Raw genomic sequence first — 21,018 nt, forward strand, 5'->3', positions numbered from 1 at the left:
GAAGTCGTGCTGGTTGCCAAGGGCGTCAGCCTGGCTCCGGTCTACATCGGCGCCAAACCCTTCGTTGACAAACTGAAGGATGTGCCACTGGGCAGCATCCCCTGGAGCCAGGTGGAAATCTGACCCGCAGGCCGCGGCACCAGATTCTACACGCGCCGCCTAGTCACTCAGCTGAATTCCGCCGGGCGGCATTTCATAGGCATCCAGCTCAAACGTCGCGACATCGCTGATGGTGATTTCATGCTCTTCCACCTGGCTGGGATTGCGTGCCTGGATATCGCCATCCAGCTTGATGCAGCCCAGCAGATGATCGATCTGATCACCGGTCTCCGATAACGGCAGCAGCAGCCGCGAATAGCGAATATAGGGCCGGCCGGCGAGGTGCAGCGTGTTGCGGCGGTAATGCACCTTCCTGCCGAAGGCGGCGATGCAGAACCCCTCGTCGAAGAATTCGCGCAACGGCGAGCGCAAAGCCTCGTCGAGCCAGCGGCCATGCAGCCTGGCCTGCACCAGCGCCTCGACATCCGCCCCGGCCAGCCGGTAGCGGAAGCGCTCCTGCTCGTGATCGACCTCGATGATGAACAGCGCGGGCAGCAGGCGCCGGATCTCGGCCGGATCGATGGCCGCGCGCTGCGGCGGAAACCGGCTGGTCTTCTTCGACAGCCAGTAAAAATAAAGCTGCCTGAGGTCGTCCTCGTCGATTTTTTCGGCGAAACGCATGATGGGCTTCCCGCGCTGCGGCCAGTCTGCGGCCTGGGGGCATATCCACATTCCAGCCGTAACTATGTGTGGGATTGGAGGATTCCCGCAATGGCCGATCTGCCGTCGCCATCTTTAATCGTATAAATCGATCACAAAATTGAAAACAATCAATTTCTTCTATTTAATTGCAATGATTAGGCTCTGCTCCATGGCGCGCGGACACCGCCGCCGCCCTGAAGAGGAGAGTCCTGTCCATGTCCGAGAAACCCGTCTGCCCGGTAATGACGACCACCGCCGGCGCCCCGATTGCCGATAACCAGAATTCACTGACCGCCGGCCCGCGCGGCCCTGTGCTGATGCAGGATTACCAGCTGATCGAAAAGCTGGCGCACCAGAATCGCGAGCGCATCCCCGAGCGGGTCGTGCATGCCAAGGGCTGGGGTGCCTTCGGCGCCTTCACCGTCACCAGGGACATCACGCGTTATACCCGCGCCGGAATCTTTTCCGAGGTCGGCAAGAAAACCGAGATGCTGGCCCGCTTTTCCACGGTGGCCGGCGAAATGGGCGCCGCCGATGCCGAACGCGACGTGCGCGGCTTCGCCCTGAAATTCTATACCGAGGACGGCAACTGGGATCTGGTCGGCAACAACACGCCGGTCTTCTTCATCCGCGACCCGCTGAAATTCCCCGACTTCATCCATACCCAGAAGCGGCACCCGAAAACCAACCTGCGCTCACCGACCGCAATGTGGGATTTCTGGAGCCTGAGCCCGGAGAGCCTGCACCAGATCACCATCCTGTTCTCCGATCGCGGCCTGCCGCCCAGCCCGCGTTTCATGAACGGCTATGGCAGCCATACCTACAGCTTCTGGAACAGGGATGGCGAACGCTTCTGGATCAAATTCCATTTCAAGACCCAGCAGGGCCATAAACACCTGACCAATGCCGAAGCGGAGCAGGTTGTCGGCAGGTCGCGCGAGACCTATCAGGAAGACCTGTTCGGCTCGATCGACAAGGGCGAGTATCCGCGCTGGACCCTGTATGTGCAGGTGATGCCGGAAGCCGACGCGGCGAGGACGCCATACAATCCCTTCGACCTGACCAAGGTGTGGCCACATGGCGACTACCCGCTGATCGAGGTCGGCGTGATGGAGTTGAACCGCAACCCGGAGAATTATTTCGCCGAGATCGAGCAGGCCGCCTTCTCGCCATCCAACATCGTACCGGGCATCGGCTTCTCGCCCGACAAGATGCTGCAGGCCCGCATCTTCTCCTACGCGGATGCGCATCGCTATCGCCTGGGCACGCATTACGAGGCCCTGCCGGTCAACCAGCCGAAATGTCCGGTGCACCATTATCACAAGGATGGCGCGATGCGGTTCTTCCGCAACGATACCGGCAATCCGGATGCCTATTACGAGCCGAACTCGATGCATGGGCCTCGCCAGGATCCTTCGGTGGCCGAACCGCCTTTGCGCATCGACGGCAATGCCGACCGCTACAACCATCGCGACGGCAATGACGATTACGGCCAGGCCGGCGCGCTGTTCCGCCTGATGGATGCGGCCCAGCAGGCCCGCCTGATGGATAACATCGCCGCCGCCATGACCGGCGTGCCGGAAACGATCCAGCAGCGCCAGGTCGTCCATTTCGCCAAGGCCGATCCGGCCTATGGCGCCGGCGTCGCCAAGCGCCTGGGGCTGGCAGACTGAAAGGCCACGGCGGAACAGGCTCCTCTGCCGCTGCGGTCAGGGAACGGCCGGCTTTGTGCCGGCCGTTTTCCGTTATGAAGAGATCAGGCGGCGCCGCTGATGCCAGCGCAATCGCGCAGGTCGGCGCCGGCGAAATTCGCCTTGACCAGCTTGGCGCGGCTGAGATCGACATGGTCGAGCACGGCGCCGCGCAGATCGGCGCCGGTCAGATCGGCATCGATCAGAATCGGATACAGCGTGCGCCCGGTCGACTGGTGACTGGCGCTGAACAACGGCGCGCCGACCAGCTTGGCGCCGCGGAACGTGGCCGAGGCCAGATTGGTATTGGCGAGATTGACGCCTCCCAGATCGGCCTGGTCGAAATTGGCCTGTTTCAGGTCAGCGCCGAGAAAACTGGCGAACAGCAGCTGGGCATTGGAGAAATCAGCCGCCTTGAGGTCGCAGCCATGCATTTCGGCGCCACGCAGGTCGCAGCTGGAGAAATCGCAGCCGGCCAGCTTCCTGCCGTTCAGCACGGCCCGCGCGCCCTCCTTGCCGCCGGTGGCGATCCACCGGCTATGGGCATGCAGCAACACCTCGATATCGGTCGGCAGGCTGGCCACCTTGCGGTAGGTGGCATGCGAAAGATCGACGCCCTTCAGATTGACCTTGCTGAGATCGACGTTGCGCAGATTCGCGCCGCGCAGATCGGCGCCCTGCAGCAGCGCGCCTTCCAGCTTGGCGCCGAGCAGATTGACGTCGCGCAGGCGGGCCGCGGTGAGATTGGCGCCCGACAGATCGGCGCCAGCCAGATTGACGGCGAACATGCTGGCATTGGCGAAATTCGCGCCGGTCGCCGACGAAACCGACATATTGGCCTCGTCGAGCTGGGCGGAACGCAGATCGGCGCCGTCCAGCTTGGCTTCACTCAGGTTGGCCGAGCGTTCCCGCGTGCTGCCATCATCGACCACGATCTGGCCCGGGCGCAGATCGGCCTGGTTGAGCGAGGCGCCGCGCAGGATGGTCTTCATCATGTTGGCGCCGCGCAGGTCGCTGCGATCAAGGATCGCCCCCGACAGGTCGGCGCGCATGAAATCGACGGCGAACAGGTCGGCCCGGCGCAGCTCGGCCTTGACCAGCGAGCCGCCGGTAAACAGGCAGCGCGCCAGGATCGCGTCATTCAGCTTGGCATTGTCGAGCCGCAGGAAAGACAGGTCTTCGCCGCGCCGCTGGATTCGCTCGCCATCCGAACGCCCGCCGGCCCAGGCTGCATGACGCGACAGGGCCACGGTAAGTTGCTGAGGCGGAAATTTCAGCTCGCCCATGGGCGGCATATCCTCTTTATACGAGAACGTCTAAAGATCTTTTTCTACCAACCAGAATAAGATCAGACTCAGAACAGCTGCAAGATGATTCCGCCGGCCGGTTCCGGTCTGGTGCGACATCCAGCCAGGCAAACTGTAGCCAGCCACCCCGCCGCCCAACAGTTGAGATCCGTTAACCTACAGCGTCTGTTTACGGATTAATCCCGGCGCCCGCCGGCGATGCCTACGCATTGCCGTAGATCCGCCCCCTGAATGTTGATCCTGTCCATTTTGGTGGTGGAGAAATCGATCCCCTCCAGGATGGCGCCGCGCAAATCCGCGCCGGTGAGATCGCTCTGCTCAAACCGCGGATAGATGACTTTGCCGGTGCGCTGGTTGCGCGCGTTATAGAGATCGACGCCCACCACGCGGGCACTGCGCCAGCGGCTGCCGCCCAGGCTGGCACGGGAGAAATTGGTGCCGCTCAGATCGGCCATGTCGAAACAGGCCTTCTCGAGATTGGCGCCGACGAAACTGGCGAACATCATCTGCGCATTTGAGAAATCGGCGCCCTGCAGCGAGGCGCCCTGCAATTCGGCGCCGCGCAGATCGCAGCCGCCGAAATTGCAGCCTTCGAGATTGCGCTCGCTGAGGATGGCGCGTTCGCCTTCCGCGCCATTGGTGGCGATCCAGGTGCTGTGGGATTTTAGCAGTGCCTCGATTTCGGCCGGCAGCGCGTCGCCCTTGCGGTAAATGGCGCCCTGCAGCGCGACGCCTTCGGTATCGACCTTGCTGAGATCGACATTGCGCAGGTTGGCGCCGCGCAGGTCGCAGCCCTTCAGCTTGGCGCCCACGAGATTGGCACCGATCAGGTTGGCGTCCTTCAGCTTGGCACCGGCCAGGTTGGCGCCAGACAGATCAGCCCCAGCCAGATTGACGGCGAACATGCTGGCATTGCCGAAGGACGCGCCGACGGCGGACGATACCGCCATGCTGGCGTTGTCGAGCTGGGAATTCTTGAAATCGGCACCATCCAGCTTGGCACCATCGAGGTTGGCGTTGACCTGCTTGCTCTCGTTGGTCTCGGCCAGCATGATCTGACCCGGGCGCAGGTCGACCTGGGCCAGCGAGGCATGGCGCAAAAGCGCGCGGCCGAGATTGGCGCCACGCAGATCGGCGCGATCCAGCACGCCGCGGGTCAGGTCGGCATTCTGGAAATCGGCGCAGAACAGGTCGGCGCGGCGGAGCTGCACGCCGGCCAGAGAAGCGTTGCCAAAGGTGGCGCGCGACAGGATGGCATCGTCCAGGATGGCGCCGTCCAGCCGCAGATTGGCATACTGCCCCCCGGGCTGTTGCAGCCGGGCGCCGCCCGGCCGGCCGGCCAGAAAGGCGGCATGGCGGGACAGGACAACCTGGACATCGTGCGAAGGAAGGGAACGATCCTGCATAAAAAACAACGCTTGCTGGTAAATTCCTCCGAACGCTAGTACACGCAGGAATACTTCGCAACCGCTAACTGTGATTAAGAAAACCCATTAATATTGAGATATTTTGCCGGAAATCAGCCACGTTTCCCGCTGCGCATCCCGGTGCACTGGCGCAGATCGGCGCCGCCGATATTGACCTTGTCGAAAACCGTGCTGGCGAAATCCACACCCTCCACCACGGCACCACGCAGATCGGCGCCGGTCAGGTCGGCATTCTCGAACCGGGGGAAGATCGTCTTGCCAGTCCGCTGGTTGAGGGCGTTATAGATTTCGACCCCGACCAGCTGGGCGCCGCGGAACACAGCGCCGGCCAGCAGGGCACCGGAGAAATTGGCCCCGCCCAGGGTGGCCTGGTCGAAATTCGCCTTGCGCAGATCGGCACCGACGAAGCTGGTGAACAACAGCTGGCTGCGGGTGAAATAGGCGCCGGCCAGATTGGTGTCATGGAAAACGGCGGCGCGCAGGTCGCAGCTGGAAAAATCCACCCCAGGCAGTTTCATGTTGCTGAAGACGGCGCGTTCGCCCGACAGGCCATTGGACGCGATCCATTTGCCATGGGCGGCCATCTTGGCCTCGATCTCGGCCGGCAGCTGCACCTGGGTCCGATAGACCGCGCCCTGAAGATTGGCGCCGGTGAGATCAACGCCGGTCAGATCGACGCTGCGCAGGTTGGCGCCGCGCAGATCGCAGCCGGCCAGCTTGGCGCCATCCAGATTGGCGCCAACGAAGGTTGTGTCCTTCAGCCTGGCGCCGGAAAAATCGGCGCCGGACAGGTCGGCGCCGGTCAGGTTGACGGCAAACAGCGAGGCACCGACGAAGGCGGCGCCGACCGCGCTGGCATTGCTCAGATTGGCCTGGTCGAGATGGGCATGACCCAGGTTGGCCTCGTCGAGATTGGCGCCGGACATGTTGACCGGCACGTCTTCCTGCTTTTCCTCGCCTTCCTTCTCATGCCGCACGATCTGGCCGGGGCGCAGGTCAGCCTGGCGGAATGATGTCTGCTTCAGGGTCGCCATCAGGAAATTGGCGCCGCGCAGATCGGCCCGGTCGAACAGGGTGCGTGTCAGGTCGGCATGGGTGAAATCGCAGCCGAACAGGTCGGCGCGCAGGAACTGCGCCCCTTGCAACGACGAGCCGGCAAAGCTGCAGCCCGGCAGGATGGCATCGTCGAGCACGGCGCCATCAAGCTTGAGATCGGACATATCCTCACTGCGCCGCTGCAGCCGCACGCCACCGGGCCGGCTGTTCAGATAGGCATTGTGACGTGATAAGGCCCAGACGACGGGCTCCGGCGGGATCCGCGCGGACATGGCAGGCTTTTTTCTGTGAACGATCAGTGAAACGGTTCTGCCACTTTAGTTAATCATCGCCGGCATCGCCATGCTTTTTGTCATCGGCTCAACATGTTATTCGCCCTTCCCTCTTTCAGGAGGCCTCGCTACTGTAGCGCGTGATGCAAGGAGAGAAGCGCGTTATGGCCGCCGTTCGCCGCAAAGCCACCAAAAAGCCCGCCAAAAGCCAAACGGCTGCCAGGCCAAAAGCCAAGCCGGTAAAGCCAAAGGCAAAAACGGCCAAGCCGAAGACCAAGGCGGTGAAACCGAAGGCCAAGACGGCAAAACCCAAAGCTGGGGCCAGAACAAAGGCCAAGGCCAAGGCCGCGCCGGCCAACCGGCGGCGCTTCGACCGGCGCGACACCCGCATCACGGCCCGACTGGATCATGCCGGCGGCAGCATCGAGGGCACGGTGACCAACCTGTCGCTGGAGGGCTGCCTGTTCGCGCCAAAGCTGGACCTGAAACCGGGCAGCCGCATCAAGCTGAAACTGGCCAACGAGGCCAAGCCGGTGGCCGCCACCGTCAAGGCCGTGAGCGACCTGGGGGTGCATTGCCTGCTGCATGCCGGCGGCGTGACGCTCGGCCGGCTCTCGGCTGACCTGGACGACATGGCGCTGCTGATGCTCAACGCCGGCCGGCCGCATGACGTGACGCCGAAGCCCGGGACCACAAAACCCAAATAACCGAAAAGCACGCCTGCATTCAGGCCGCACTGAAGCCTGGCGGCATTGGCGCCGCGATCAGGGTTTTTCCGGCGCCGTGGCGATGACCCGCTCGATACAGAGCATGCCGGCAACCAGGAGCAAGGCCAGCAGCCCGATGGCCAGCAGCACATGGGTGCCGTGGGCGATGGCGCCGAAGATCAGCGCCATCAGCATGGCCGAGACGCTGGCCACCGCAGCCGCCAGGCCACTGGCCGGCGGCAATTCGGTCAGCGACAGATTGCGCAGGGCCAGCGTGTCGCAGGCCAGCCAGTAGGATTGCCCGGCCACGGCGGCGACGAAGAAAACCGGCGCATAGGCCTCGGCGCTGCGCCAGCCCAGATGCAGGTCGAGCACCAGCGCATAGACCGCGGCCAGCAATGCCAAAGCCGGCGCGGCGCGCAAAACCAAATGGACATGGCGATCCAGAATGCGCGCCAGCACCAGCCCGGACAGCGCGCCGCCCAGGGTGGAGGCGGCCACGAACAGGCCGAGCGCATGGGCGGCGCCAGTGACATTGGCGGCATGGATGGCAAAGAACGGCACCGTCATGTCGATGCTCTGCGCCACGCCGCGCATCTGCAGATAGGAGCGGAACCAGCCTGAGCGGCTAGCCAGGCGGAAACCGTCGGCCAGCGCGGGCGTGGCGCTGCCGGTATTCGCGCCTGGCCCGGCCCCGCGGGTTTCGAAGAACAGCAGAATGGCGAAAGCGCCCAGGGCCAGACACAGGGCTGCGATCAGCAGCTTCCAGCCATAGCCGTCGATACTGCGCGGCGCATCATGATGAATATAAAAGAACGCCAGCAATATGACGGTGAGCAGGCCACCAGCCGCCAGCCGCAAAGCCAGCAGCGCGCCGCGCCGATGCGCCGGGATCGCCTTGGCGGCAAGCTGACGGAACCCCAGGCCACCAAGGCCATTGGCCAGCCCGACCACCAGCAGCAGGGCGACAATGGCGAAAGCCGCCGCGACGGGCGGCAGCAGCCAGGCCGAAGCCGCCATGCCGCCAAGCGCCGCCGCCTTGCCGAACGTGGCCAGTCCGACCAGCAGTTTCGCCAGCGGCGCACGGACCACCGCCGGCCCCAGCGCCAGGCTGGCCGTCAGCTGGCCGGCGCGTACCAGCGGCACCGCCGCCGACACCACGAAAGGAAACGCGCCCAGCGCATGCAGCAGCCAGGGCACCACGATATTCGGGCTGGCGATCTGGTCGCTGGCATCGACCAGCGTGCCATTGGCGATGCCCAGGCCGAAATTGCGCCGCAGCAGGCTGTCTGCGGGGGGGTTGGCGGCCGGTTCTGTCATGGGTGAAGCAAGCGGACGGGATTCGGAGCGGGACTGCGGAAGGCAGTTATTTCAGCATCTTGCACTCGCTCACCGGCGGCTGGCAATATATACCGTAGCCTGAGGGTGGTACCGATCCGGGGGGATTGATGAATTCCGACAGCATGAAAACGCGTGGACGCGGCCTGGCCGCGACCGCGACGGCTATCGCCACGCTGGCTCTGGCTGGTTGCGTTACCGATTTCGCAAAATTCGGCGGGCAGTCGGCCAGCGGCAGGGTCGACTATGTCGACATGGCCGAACGGCTGCCTTCGGATCATCCGGCGAAAGCGGAAATCCAGGACGGCGTCAGGCTGCTGCGGCAGGGCCAGGCTGCCGGCGCCAACGAGGTTTTCGAGCGTGGCCTGAAACGCAACCCTACCGATGGCGTGCTGCATTTCCTCAATGGCCTCGCCTATCACCTGCGCGCCGAAGACGGCAACCTGGCCAATCTGGAACTGGCCGAAACCGGCTATCTGCTGGCCTTGAAATTCGACCCCGACAATATCTGGGCCGCCTATCTGCTGGGCCATATCGCCTATCGCGGCCAGCGTTACGTCGACGCGGAAAACTATTTCGCCTATGGCACGCTGTATCAGCCCGACAATCCCGAGCTGCTGAAAGGATTGCTGGCTTCCGCCTATGCCGCTCGCGATCTCGGCATGGCCGCCTGGGCCGCCAAGAAGCTGGAACCCGTCGCGGCCGGCGATGCCACGGTGCGCCGCAACGCCACGCTGGCCTATGCCGCATCGGGCCATTTCGACGATGCCAGGCAGAGTCTGGTCGCCTACAGCCAATCCACCAGCCAGGCGGAGACCCTGCGGCCGCGTTACCAGGCGGTGCAGCGGCGCGTGGGGGAATGGGAAGACTATTTCCAGCGCAACGGCCTGCCGCAATTCGCCTTCTCCGACGCCCAGCCCTTCGAGGAGCGACGACGCGCGCGGGAGAGCCAGGCCCCGGCGCCGCCGGCCGTGCCGCGCGGCGCCGTGATCCAGGGTCCGGTTGGCGGCCCCGCGCCGGGCGCTGCAGCCGGTTCGACGCCAGGCATCCGCAATGCTGCCACACAGGCCGCGCCGGCGCCGGAAAAAGGCCCGAAGATGGTGCTGGTCGATGTCGCCATTATCCGCACCGAGGAAAACCGTTCGTCCCGCCAGGGCGTCAACCTGCTGTCTGGCCTGCAGGCAACGCTGACCGGCACGCTTTACGAATACAACTACCAGCGCGGCAAGTCTGACGGCAGCACGAGCACCGGCACGAATGTTTCGCACACCATCAACCCGACCTTCACGCTGGCGGGCCTGACCTACAACCTCAATATCTTCAACGACGGGGTCGAACGCGCCGAGGTGCTGGCCCGGCCATCGCTGCTGGCCGTGGAGAACAAGACCTCGGAATTCTTCTCCGGTGGCGTGTGGCATGTACAGCTCACCAGCAGCTTGACCTACGGAACCATCGAACAGGTGCCGATCGGCATCAATCTCAAGGTGACGCCGCAATTCCTCGACGACGAGCTGGTGATGATCGATGTCAGCGCCGAACGCTCCTTCCTTGAGGAACGCTCGGCCGAGGTCGGCTTCACCGCCTTCTCCGAAACTACCAAGACTTCGGTGGCGGCCACCGCCAAGCTGCGCTTCGGCGAGACGCTGATCCTGAGCGGCCTGTCGGAAAACGAGAATAACCGCCAGCGCGATGGCGTGCCGGTGCTCGACCGCGTGCCGGGCCTGCAATACCTGTTCTCGCAACGCACCGAGGAGACGGTGAAGCGGTCGGTGCTGATCCTGCTGACGCCGCGCAAGGCGCGTTTCCTGGAAGGCCCCAGCACGGCGGAAAGCGCCCGCCAGGAAGCCCTGAAACAGCCGCAGGACGAAAAGTTCAAGACCGAGCTGCAGCAGCGCCAGGGCATCCGGCCCAATCTGGATGCGGTTTTTGCCGGGCTGGAATATTCCGACTATTACCGGCAGTTCCGCAGCGGCGACATGCAGATGGACAACTGGCGCGAACGCGACGGGCTCGACCGCGTGATGCAGAACTTCTTCCAGATGCTGTATTTCTAGCGGCATCCGGGGGGCGGCGCCACCGCCCCCCGGAGCCGGCTTCAGCTGTCGGTGCGCGCCGGCGCCCAGCGCAGCAGCTGCGACGGCCTGGTGCGGTCGCAGGGCTTCAGGAACGGGCCGGGCGAGATCGAATTCGGACCCAGCTGCACATCGGCCGTGTCGAAGCACAGATTGCTGCTGCGCTGGCGCAGCATGAAATGCTGCTGCACCTCGTCGATATCGTAGATCAGCCCATCGGCGCGCGTGCAGGCCTGGTCGAAGAAATTCGATCCGGCCGCGCCATAGACGCACATGCCGTCGCCGGCCTGGGCCTGATTCACGCCCGCGATGTGCGCCATGTTGTGGATCAGCTTGATGCCGCCATCCACCATCTCGACATAATCAAAGGCCGCCAGCTGCGGCTCATTGGCCTTCAGGGCCTGGTTCTTGCCGTACGGCGCGCAGGAGCCGCTGCCGTAAACGCCGATGACGGCATTCGGCTTGAACCAGAAGCAGACATTGTCCTGCGACGCCAGGGCGGATGCCTTGGCCACGAAGGTCGGCCGCTCGGCATCCGGAATGGCGCGGAAGGTCTGGCTGTCCATGCCGAGACAGGATGTCCACACGGCCCTGGCGGTTTCCGGCCGGGCATTCTCGCTGTCGAAATGCAGGCATTTCTGCGAGGCGCGGTTGACGATCTGCGAATACAGGTTGTCGTAGGTCGAAATCTTCCAGTGCTCGTCGCGGTCATTGGCATCGCAGGCCTTCAGCATCAGCCGCACGCCCTGCTGGTCCTTCGCGGCGGCATCATCCTGCGCCTGCAGGCACAGGCCCCTGGCGCTCAGCTGGACGTAATCGTCCACCGGCCTGGTCTGCCACTGCTCGGTGCTCCCGTCCTTGCAGTTTTCCTGATGCACGGTGACGCCATCATTGGCAACCGCCAAGCAGAGCGAGCTGTGGCCAACGGCGAGATAGGTCCGGTCAAACTGCTGGCTGGGGCCGAGGAAATCGGTGGTGCCGAGTTCGGATGCCGTCTGCACGCGCTGCTGGGTCAGGCTGTCGACCGACGCCTGGTAGCGGCCGGTGTTGGTTTCCATGCCCTGCAGGGTGTTCTCGAACTTGGTCTCCGCCTTCATGACTTCGTCGCGCACGTCGTCGCTGGCGGCCGCCAGTTCGGTGCCGATATGGCTCTTCAGCCAGTCGGAGACCTTCGGCGGCAGCGAGCCGGCCAGATCGTCGACCACCTTCTCGGCCACCAGCGAGGGCAGGATGGCGAAGGATTCGGCATTGAACTTCCAGTCCTTCAGCTTGAAGGCCAGGTAGTCGCGGCGCTGATTGCCCACGAGGGTGTATTGCATGTCGAGCAGCAGCGGCGTGTCGCGCTCGATCATCTGCTTCAGGTCGCCAGCGAAGAACACCTCCTGGATCGTGAACGGGATGTCGTCGAGCAGCTTGTCGAGCGCCTGCTGGAACGGCCCGGTCACCGCGTTGACGACGTCTTCGCTACCCTTCACTACCGCCATGGCGATCGACAGGCCAAGCCGTTCGCTGTCGCGCTGGGCTTCCAGCGCAAGCAACGTCGGATCGAGATCAAAGGCGACATTGGCCGCCGCCTTGGCGGCGTCCAGGATTCCATCGGCAACGGCGATCGCCGCCTCGGTGGCCGCCTTGCGGACCTCCCAGTATGGCCGGCAGAAATGATGCGTGACGCGATTGCCGCAATGATCCGCCCGGTCTTGGTCATGCGACAGTTCGCCCTTCAGCGAATTGACGCGGTTCTCGGCGGCCTGGATCTTGGACTGCGCCTGCTGTTTCTCGCGGTCTATATTGGCCTTGGCATCGGCGATCTTCTGGTTCAGCGCGTCAACCTTGCCCTGCGCGTCCTTCAGCGCCTGCATGTCGTCGTTCAGCTTGCCGTTGGCCGCATCGCGCAGCGCCCGGGCGCCGTCCTTGATCACCAGTTTCAGCCGCGGCACCAGGTCGGACTGGAATTTGCCGGTAATGTCGAAATCGGCATCGGCGATATACCGGCCGCTGCTGAGATCGACCGCCTTCACGTCGACCTTGAGCTCACCTTTCCCAAAATCGCCCAGATCCTCGATCACCGTGATGTCGAGCGTCGGCGGCGTCAGATCGACCTCCACCTGCTGATAGGCGTTCAGCACCTTCACATTCGAATTGATGACAATCTTGGGCTGCGCCGAAACTGCCACATCGAGGTTGTTGCCCTTCAGGCTGATCGGACCCCAGGCGATATCGGTCAGCGCGCCGTCGAATTTCAGGCCCGAAGTGCCCGCCGAGCCCTTCACGCTGCCCAGGTCCTGGCCCATGAAATTGAAGATGCCGGCGAAGGCGACGCCTTCCGACACCAGCCCGAGCTGGGCATCGGTGGCGCCCGGCGTGGCCAGCGCGATATTGAACTGCTTGATGTTGAAGACCGGCAGCTTGATTTTCTCCAGGTCAAGCTTGCCGCCGGTGGCGGCCTGGGCGATCTCGAGCAGCATGTCGGGCCCGACCACGTCGGCGGTGCCGGAAAAGGCCACCGCATCGGGCAGGCCTTCCGCCTCCAGCGCGAATTTGATCTTGGTGGCGACGGCGAGGCTTTCCTGGCCGAAGGTCTGCGCGCCCTTGAAACCGAGGCTGACATTGCCCAGCACGTCGATGCTGGTTTCCAGCTTGACGTCGGACAGCGTCAGCGGCTGGATGCCGAACGGCTTATGCCAGGTGCCATCCATGCCGCCGATCACCTCGAGGCCGACGCCGGTGTCGCTGAAGGTTGCCTCGACCGAGGATTCGAATTCCAGCAGGTCGCTGCCGGCTTTCACCATCATGGCGGTACGGACGCCGAGATCGACCTCGTCGCCGGCCCAGTTGATGAAAAACCCGGGCTGCGATCCGGCCTTGTAGTTCATGTTCTTGGGCAGGCCGGTGGTATTGCCGAGCTGATCCATCATGATCGACAGGCTGAGCGATGGCGAACCGCTGCCGAACAGGCCACTGACCGCACCCATGACAACCGCAGTGTCGGCATGCACGCCGATTTTCTGCAGCGCGGTGCCGACTAGGCCGGATTGCGAGAAATCCACCCGGGACAGCAGGGCCACGCCCTTGGGCAGCGCCAGGCCGACATTCGAGGTGCCGAAAATATCCTTGAACAGGTCCTGCGCCGTGGCCGGCACGGATTTCGGGTCGCCGCTCATGCCATTTTCCGACACGATCAGCGCCGCATTGCCCAGTTTCAGATTCTTCAGCGGCGTCTTCGACAGCGGCGGCAGCAGATCGACCAGCTTCAGGCCCTGCTGGTCGACCGCGAAGACCGCGCCGCCGGTGGCATCCTTGAAGATGAAGGCATCGACATGCACGTTGCTGAGCATCGTCTTGGCTTCGATGCCGCTGGGCGACAGCTTGATCGTGTCGACCACGAAGCCGTCGGCATGCGGAATGCTGGCGAAACCGGGCAGGCCGGAGAGCGGAAAACCCTGGCTGGCGTCGAATTCGAAATAGCTGAAGCTGAGCTTGTCGTTGGCGCGGACGAAACTCGCCGTGACATCGACATTGTTCTTGCCGGCATAGCTGGCGCTGCCCTTCAGCGACAGGTCGGCTACGCTCTTGTTGGTCAGGTCAACCACGAAGCTGCCGCTGTTGACCACGATGCCGGGCACGCCGAAGGGCTGGCTCCAGGCCTTGTCGAGCGCGATCGAGATGCTGCTGGCGCTGCCCTGGCCGTTCAGCCCCTTGTCCATGTCCAGCCTGGCGATCAGATCCATCTCGGAATTGTCGATGGTCATCCTGACCGGGAATTCGCCGCTCAGGTCGGCGCGCGGATTCACGCTGTCATTGTTGCCCTTGATGGCCAGAACCAGCGGGCCGCCCAGCGATACATAGGCATCAAGGCCGGGCAGCGACGGCAGGCTCATCGGCACCGAGAGATTCAGCCGGCTGAGCAGCCTGGACTTGTCGGCATTGCCGATGGTCTTGACGGTGTTTTTGGCCGTGCCGGGAATCTGCCGGATCGTGTCGCTGTGGAAGGTGCCGTTGACCGGGAAGCTGGTCTGCGTGATGCTGATCGCCGACAGCGCGGAGACCAGGGTTTTCGACGCGCTCAGGTCGAAGGTGCCGGTCAGGGCGGCGGCATCCGGCGCGATCGTGAAGCTGGAACCGCTGGGCAATGTGACCTTGCCGCCAAGATCGCCGGGCAGATCGGCCTGGGTGAAAGTCCGGTTGGTCTGGCCGAAGGCGACCAGCGCGTTGTTCAGCCCGACGCCGGTCAGGCCGCTGCCATCGCTGTTGGGGATGAACGTGGCGGGATCAAGCTTGCTGAAATAGAAGAAGGCCGCCTGTCCGCCGCCCTGCTGGTTGCGCAGCACATAGGCCTCGGTGTCGTTGCCATTGACCTTCATGTCGACGGCAACGTGATCGGCAGCCACCTCGATGGTTTCGAGCTGGACATACTGGTCCAGCCCGCTCTGCGCGGCGTTATGAACCAAGTCGCCGAGGCCGAGGCCGCCGGCGGCGATGTCCAGCGTCGCATCCTTGCCGCGGGTGCGGGTGATCGAGACGGCCTTGCCGTTATAGCTGCCATTGAAGACCGCCTTCTGGTCATCCAGCGATACCGAGGTGAGCTGCGTCAGGTCGGCGACCGGAATGCCCTGCAGCATCGGCAGGACCATGCTGAGCGGCAGGGCGGCCGTGAGGCTGAACTGGCCCGAGCCCATGTGCAGGTTGACCTGGCGGTTGTTGTAGGTGGTGGCCATCGACAAGCTGGCTGGCGCGGTCGTGATCCGGATCTGCTGCGTCTTGACGTCGGAGAGGAACGGGATCAGGTCGCCGCCGGGAATGAGGTCGCCCACGGCAGGAGGATTGTCATCCGTCGCTTCCAGCCGGTAGCTCCCCTGCTGGCCGGTGACGGTGAAGGTCTTGCCCTTCAGCGCGAACAGCGCCTGCACGCCCTGCAGGGCACTCACGGTCAGGCTCTGCAGCGCGATCTCGTTGACCTTCGGCGCCTTGGCCAGCGGCGGGAACATCTGGCCCAGCGTGGCGTTGCCGGTCAGCGTGTAGCTGCCGTCACCCATGTTGCCCGATTTCAACGGGATGTCGGCGACGAACGTCGCATCATTCATGCTGATGCTGACATCCCGGAGCGCCGCGGCAACGGTATAGGTGGGGCTGACCACCATGGTCAGCGTGCCCTGCTTGAGCGTCAGCCCAGCGGGGAGCTGGATATTGGTGCCCAGGGTGGCATCGATGCGCAGCAATGCCTCGCCGGCAGCGGGGTCCTGCGGCGCGACGGCAATGGTGGCGGTGAAATTCAGCTGCTGGCCCAGCGCCGAGACGCCGCCGGAATAGGTCCAGCTGTTCGATGCCGATTCGGCGAAGCGGGCGAAGCGTGCCGGTATGATCGAACGGTAAGGCTCGGGCAGCTGCCGCACCTGGTCCAGCACGGTCCTCAGCCGGTCGACGGTAGCCTTGCCGGCCGGCACTTTCGCATCAAGCAGGCCCGACGTATCGCTGGCCTGCTGCGCCAGCGCCGGTCCATGACCGGGGGTAACAAGAAAAAGACCGAGCGCGCAGACAACCGCCGCCATGGCGCGCAAGCGCGCCCCCCAGACACGACTCATAATATATCCCCCAAGGCCCCCAATTAGTTGAAGGGACAATTATCCACAGGGGCGGAGGCCGCAACAGGTTAATATTCCTAACGACTCTCGATTCGCCAGTGATTTGCGGGGCTTATCGTCAGATGCGGACAGCCCTGCAGCCCGGTCGACTGCCCTGCCACGGCGTGCCCGGCCCGCATTGCCCCGGCTGTCCGGCTGGCCATCCGATCCCCCGGCAGGCCATAAGAGGCCATGACCGTCCCTGCTGCTGAAAAATACCGTATTGCCGTGATCGGCGGCGGCCCCGCCGGATTGATGGCCGCCGAGGTGATCGCCCGCGACGGCGCCAACGCAAGCGTCACCGTGTTCGAGCGCATGCCCAGCATGGGACGCAAGCTGCTGATGGCGGGGCGGGGCGGCCTGAACATCACGCATTCCGAGCCGGCCGAGCGTTTCCGCGCCCGTTATGGCGCCGCGGCGGACTGGATGAGCACGCGGCTGGCTGCCTTTCCGCCCGAGGCGCTGGTCGACTGGTGCGAAAAGCTGGGCCAGCCAACCTTCATCGGCAGCAGCGGCCGCGTGTTTCCGCGCGCGATGAAGGCAAGCCCCCTGCTGCGCGCCTGGCTGACGCGGCTGGGCGAGCTGGGCGTCAATCTGGTGACGCGGGCGCAGTGGACCGGCTGGACCGGCGACGGCGCGCTCCGGTTCGCCGATGGCCGCACCTGCCAGGCCGACGCGGTGGTGCTGGCGCTCGGCGGCGCTTCCTGGCCCCGGCTTGGCGCCGATGGCAGCTGGACCACCTTGCTGCCCGATATCGCCCCAGATATCTCTTTGACACCGTTGCAACCCGCCAATTGCGGCTTCCATGTCGCGTGGTCGGAGCATCTCCGCGGTCGCCATGCCGGCGCGCCACTGAAGCGCATCGCGCTTTGCTTCGCTGGCCAGAGCGTGCGGGGCGAAGCCATGATCACCGCCAATGGCATCGAGGGTGGCGCCGTCTATGCGCTGTCGGCCGTTTTGCGTGATGCCATTGCACGCGACGGCTCTGCCCTGCTGCATATCGACCTGCGCCCGGACCTGACAACGGCGGAGCTCGCCGGGCGGCTGGAACAGCCACGCCGTGGCGCCTCGCTGGCCAATTTCCTGCGCAAGCAGATCGGCCTGCCGCCGGTCGCCATCGGCCTGGTGCAGGAAGCCCTGCATGCGGGCGCGACGGCATCACTGACCGATCTGGTCAAGGCGCTGCCGGTGCGGCTGACGGCGCCGTTCGGACTGGCGCGCGCGATCTCCACCGCCGGCGGCATCGCGCTGAGCGAGCTGGACGATCGCCTGATGCTGCGCCGCCGGCCCGGCGTGTTCGTGGCGGGCGAAATGCTGGATTGGGAAGCGCCCACCGGCGGCTATCTGCTGCAGGGCTGCCTGGCGACCGGCGCGGCGGCCGGCCATGGCGTGCTGGACTGGCTGCGCAGCAGGCCGGCATAGCTGGCCGTTTTTCCTGTCGCTGAAACCGGTTCAGGATCGCGCGGATCGCGTTGTCGGCCGCAATCTGGTCGATTGCACCCTTAGATCAAAAACTTTCGAATCCGCGCCGACAGCAGGTCGACCGCGCTGACCAGCAGGATGATCATGATCATCACCGCGCAGGTCTGGGCGAACTGGAAGCCGCGGATCACTTCCCACAGCACCACGCCGATGCCGCCGGCGCCGACCATGCCGACCACCGAGGCCGAGCGCAGGTTCGATTCGAAGCGGTAGAGCGAATACGACACCCAGAGCGGCATCACCTGCGGGATCACGCCATAAACGATCTCCTCCAGCGCGTTGGCGCCGGTGGCGCGGATGCCTTCCACCGGCTGCGGGTCGATCGCCTCCACCGCTTCCGAGAACAGCTTGGCCAGGATGCCGGTGGTATGCACGAACAGCGCCAGCGCGCCGGCGAACGGCCCCAGGCCCACCGCCACCACGAACAGCATGGCGAACACCATCTCGTTGATGGCGCGGCAGGCATCCATCAGGCGGCGGACCGGCTGGTGCACCCAGGGCGGGGTGATGTTGGATGAGGCCAGCAAGCCAAACGGCACCGCGAAAACCACGGCCAACAAGGTGCCCCAGATGGCGATATGCAGGGTGACGATCAGTTCGTCGAGGTAATAGCGCCACTCATGAAAATCCGGCGGAAAGAAGTCGCCGATGAAGGTGACCATGTTGCCGGCATCGGTGAACAGCTTTTGCGGCGCGATTTCGGCGCCTCGGTAGGACCAGATAACGGCGGCGGCGATCAGGGCGTAGACCAGCATGCGGCCGAGCGAGGTTTTCAGACCAGGTTTGGGTGGATGGATCGGATGGTCCTGGACGATGGCGGCAGTGGCGGACATGAACGGCCTCGCTTGAGGAATACGGGGCGGCCGCAACGCCGCCCCGCAACGGGTGGATTACGAACCCATCTGCTTCGTCAGATCGGCAAGCTTGGCCTCGATCTCGGCGATCTTCTTGGCCTTGTCGGCCGCCGCCATGTTGGTGTCGGCTTCCAGCTTCAGCTTGTCGCGGAACAGGCCAAGCTGGCGGATCGGCAGCAGCTGCTTGTTCGACGATTCCCGGAATGGCGCCCATTGCAAGGCGGTCAGCACCTTCTTCTCGGCTTCGCTCTTGGTGCCATAGCTGAGGAAGAAGGTCTTGATCTTCTTCTTGTCGACGTCAGACAGGTCCTTGCGCCACACAATCGGGTCGGACGGGATCAGCGGCGACTTCCAGATCGCCTTGACTTCGGCGGCTTTGGCCGGCTGGGTCTTCTGCAGGCGATCCATGTTCTCGGTGTTGTTGCTGGCGACGTCGACCTGCCTGTTGGCCACGGCCAGGGCATTGGTCTCGTGGTTGGCCGTCACCACGCGGGTGAAGTGCTTGCGGATGTCGATGTTGTTCTGCGCCCAGGCATAATAGCTCGGCACCAAGAAGCCCGAAGTCGAGTTCGGATCGCCGTTGCCGAAGGAATACTTGCCCGGCGCCTTGATCAGGTCCTGGATCGAATTCAGCGGGCTGTCCTTATGCACCAGCAGCAGCGACCAGTAGCCCGGCGAACCGTCGGATGCCACGGTCTGCACGAAGACCTCGCCTTCGGCGCGGTCGACGGCCTGGATGGCCGAGGCGTTGCCGAACCAGGCGATCTGCACCTTGTTGAAACGCATGCCCTCGATGATGCCGGCATAATCCGGCGCGAAGAAGGCATTCACCTTCATACCGAGCTGCTTTTCCATGTCGGCCAGGAACGGGGTCCACAGCGGCTTCAGGTTGGCGGTCGACTCGGTCGAGATGATGCCGAAATTCAGTTCCTTCAGGTCGGCGGCCTGGGCGCTGCCGGCGGCGGCAAGCGCAACGGCCGCAACGGCGGCTTTCAGCATGGTACGGCGCAGCATAGGTGTGTCTCCCGGTTGGTTGTGACTGCGGAACTAAAAAACTTGCTCAGACCAGCGCCGGCAGCATGCGCGGCACGGCGCGCGAGGCGGCGGCAGGGGATGCTGCCGGCGCCTCGTTGTCGTCGGCCGGCGGCGGCAGGTTGTCGGCATCCAGGCTGCCAAAATCGAGATCGGTGTTGTTGCCGTAGATGCCGCGCAGCAGCGCCGTGGTGACAGCCGCGGCCGCGCCGTCGAACATCACCTTGCCATCGCGCAGGGCAATGACCCGGCGGCAGTATTTCAGCGCGAAATCCACCTGGTGCAGCGACACCACCACGGTAACGCCGTCGGTTTCATTGATGCCGGCCAGGGCTTCCATCACCTTGCGCGAGGATTCCGGATCCAGCGAGGCGATCGGCTCGTCGGCCAGGATGATCTTGGCCTGCTGCACCAGGGCGCGGGCGATGGCGACGCGCTGCTGCTGGCCGCCCGACAGTGTCGAGGCACGCTGGAAAGAGCATTGCGCGATGCCGACGCGCTCCAGGGCGGCGACGGCGATGCGCCGCTGCTCGTCGGTGAAGCGGCGGAACAGGCTGCGCCACAGCGGCATGCGGCCCAGGTTGCCGGCCAGCACGTTGGTAATCACCTGCAGGCGGCCGACCAGGTTGAACTGCTGGAACACGAAACCGATGCCGGCGCGGGTTTCGCTGATGCCGCGGCCGAGCCTTCCTTGCGCCTGCACCATGCGGCCATCCACCACGATCTGGGCATGCTGGTCGCGATCCCCCACGGTGAGGCCGGCGACATGGCGCAGCAAAGTCGACTTGCCCGAGCCGGAGGCGCCAATCAGGGCCACCATCTCGCCGGGCTGGATGGTCAGGGATATATTGTCGAGTGCCCGCTTGCCGGTCCGGAAGGTTTTCGATAGATGGGCAATCTCGATGGCGGCGCGCATGCGCTCCCCCTCTGCGGTCTGTGTCGTCGCAATCATGGGGCGCTATAGCAATGCCATGTGACAGTTCGATTGCGGTTCGGCGACGGCGGGGTGAAATCCCTGGCGGCCTGTCGACCCGTTCACTTACCAACAAGACCCTTTGCCGACTTGTCTAGGGATTCACCTGCCATGGCGCCCCGTTTCGCCCTCTATGCCGCTCCGCCGGCCACGCATCCGCTGCATGATTTCGCCGTTCGTTGGCTCGGCTGGGACCCGGAGACCGGTGAGCCGCATGCGCCGCAACCGGCGGCGGGCCTGAGCCCGGCGCGCATCGCCGCACTGACCGCGGAGCCACGGCGTTATGGCTTCCATGGCACGCTGAAACCACCTTTCCGGCTGGCCAAAGGCTGCGACGAGGGCATGCTGATCCTGGCGCTGGAACGTTTTGCCGCCGCTCATGCCCCCGTGCGGCTGCCGTCGTTGCAGGTGGCGGTTTTGGGCAGTTTCATCGCCCTGCGGCCATCGG

Annotated in this window: 14 protein-coding genes; 5 read left to right on the plus strand and 9 right to left on the minus strand. The window is 64.3% G+C overall.

Going from position 1 to position 21,018, the window contains the following annotated elements; genetic code table 11:
• Window positions 1–159 precede the first annotated feature (159 nt).
• Window positions 160–720 (minus strand): PAS domain-containing protein, encoded by a 561-nt coding sequence (locus Q1J79_RS06900; RefSeq protein ID WP_300298411.1) that lies wholly within the window; start codon window positions 718–720, stop codon window positions 160–162.
• Window positions 721–956: 236 nt separating this feature from the next.
• Here Q1J79_RS06900 and Q1J79_RS06905 point away from each other — a divergent pair, with 236 nt between their 5' ends.
• Window positions 957–2,414: a catalase gene (locus Q1J79_RS06905; RefSeq protein WP_300298414.1), complete on the plus strand. Its 1,458-nt coding sequence runs from the start codon at window positions 957–959 to the stop codon at window positions 2,412–2,414.
• Between the two features lie 83 nt (window positions 2,415–2,497).
• On the opposite strand, the gene Q1J79_RS06910 is transcribed toward Q1J79_RS06905, so the two are convergent.
• From Q1J79_RS06910 to Q1J79_RS06920, 3 genes are all read right to left on the minus strand, one after another.
• Window positions 2,498–3,718, minus strand: a complete 1,221-nt coding sequence (locus tag Q1J79_RS06910; protein WP_300298417.1) for a pentapeptide repeat-containing protein — start codon at window positions 3,716–3,718, stop codon at window positions 2,498–2,500.
• A 197-nt stretch (window positions 3,719–3,915) separates the two neighbouring features.
• Entirely contained in the window at window positions 3,916–5,145 is a 1,230-nt protein-coding gene (locus Q1J79_RS06915; RefSeq protein ID WP_300298420.1) for a pentapeptide repeat-containing protein, read from the minus strand.
• 113 nt (window positions 5,146–5,258) lie between these two features.
• Window positions 5,259–6,386, minus strand: a complete 1,128-nt coding sequence (locus Q1J79_RS06920) for a pentapeptide repeat-containing protein (RefSeq protein WP_300298423.1) — start codon at window positions 6,384–6,386, stop codon at window positions 5,259–5,261.
• Between the two features lie 272 nt (window positions 6,387–6,658).
• Here Q1J79_RS06920 and Q1J79_RS06925 point away from each other — a divergent pair, with 272 nt between their 5' ends.
• Window positions 6,659–7,201 carry a PilZ domain-containing protein gene (locus tag Q1J79_RS06925; protein ID WP_300298426.1) on the plus strand — a complete coding sequence of 181 codons (543 nt, stop codon included), beginning with the start codon at window positions 6,659–6,661 and terminating at the stop codon, window positions 7,199–7,201.
• A gap of 57 nt (window positions 7,202–7,258) precedes the next feature.
• Here Q1J79_RS06925 and Q1J79_RS06930 read toward each other — a convergent pair whose 3' ends face one another.
• A complete protein-coding gene (locus tag Q1J79_RS06930; protein ID WP_300298429.1) occupies window positions 7,259–8,521 on the minus strand; it encodes a hypothetical protein in 1,263 nt (420 codons plus the stop codon).
• A 143-nt stretch (window positions 8,522–8,664) separates the two neighbouring features.
• On the opposite strand from Q1J79_RS06930, the gene Q1J79_RS06935 reads away from it, so the two are divergent.
• Entirely contained in the window at window positions 8,665–10,593 is a 1,929-nt protein-coding gene (locus tag Q1J79_RS06935; RefSeq protein WP_300298432.1) for a hypothetical protein, read from the plus strand.
• Between the two features lie 41 nt (window positions 10,594–10,634).
• Here Q1J79_RS06935 and Q1J79_RS06940 read toward each other — a convergent pair whose 3' ends face one another.
• Complete coding sequence (locus tag Q1J79_RS06940; protein ID WP_300298434.1) at window positions 10,635–16,190, minus strand: RICIN domain-containing protein; 5,556 nt, start codon at window positions 16,188–16,190, stop codon at window positions 10,635–10,637.
• A gap of 231 nt (window positions 16,191–16,421) precedes the next feature.
• On the opposite strand from Q1J79_RS06940, the gene Q1J79_RS06945 reads away from it, so the two are divergent.
• A complete protein-coding gene (locus Q1J79_RS06945; RefSeq protein WP_300298437.1) occupies window positions 16,422–17,651 on the plus strand; it encodes a TIGR03862 family flavoprotein in 1,230 nt (409 codons plus the stop codon).
• 80 nt (window positions 17,652–17,731) lie between these two features.
• Here the strand turns inward: Q1J79_RS06945 and phnE are convergent, their stop codons facing one another.
• The 3 genes from phnE to phnC are packed head-to-tail and all read right to left on the minus strand — an operon-like array spanning window position 17,732 to window position 20,513.
• Window positions 17,732–18,544, minus strand: a complete 813-nt coding sequence (gene phnE, locus Q1J79_RS06950) for a phosphonate ABC transporter, permease protein PhnE (protein WP_300298440.1) — start codon at window positions 18,542–18,544, stop codon at window positions 17,732–17,734.
• A 57-nt stretch (window positions 18,545–18,601) separates the two neighbouring features.
• On the minus strand, window positions 18,602–19,579 hold the full coding sequence (gene phnD, locus Q1J79_RS06955; RefSeq protein ID WP_300298443.1) for a phosphonate ABC transporter substrate-binding protein: 978 nt from the start codon (window positions 19,577–19,579) through the stop codon (window positions 18,602–18,604).
• Window positions 19,580–19,625: 46 nt separating this feature from the next.
• Entirely contained in the window at window positions 19,626–20,513 is an 888-nt protein-coding gene (gene phnC / locus Q1J79_RS06960) for a phosphonate ABC transporter ATP-binding protein (protein WP_300298446.1), read from the minus strand.
• Window positions 20,514–20,681: 168 nt separating this feature from the next.
• Here phnC and Q1J79_RS06965 point away from each other — a divergent pair.
• A partial coding sequence (locus tag Q1J79_RS06965) for a DUF1045 domain-containing protein (protein WP_300298448.1) occupies window positions 20,682–21,018 on the plus strand: 337 nt, incomplete at its 3' end.

This window comes from Ferrovibrio sp. (genome assembly GCF_029255545.1).
Classification (GTDB): domain Bacteria; phylum Pseudomonadota; class Alphaproteobacteria; order Ferrovibrionales; family Ferrovibrionaceae; genus Ferrovibrio.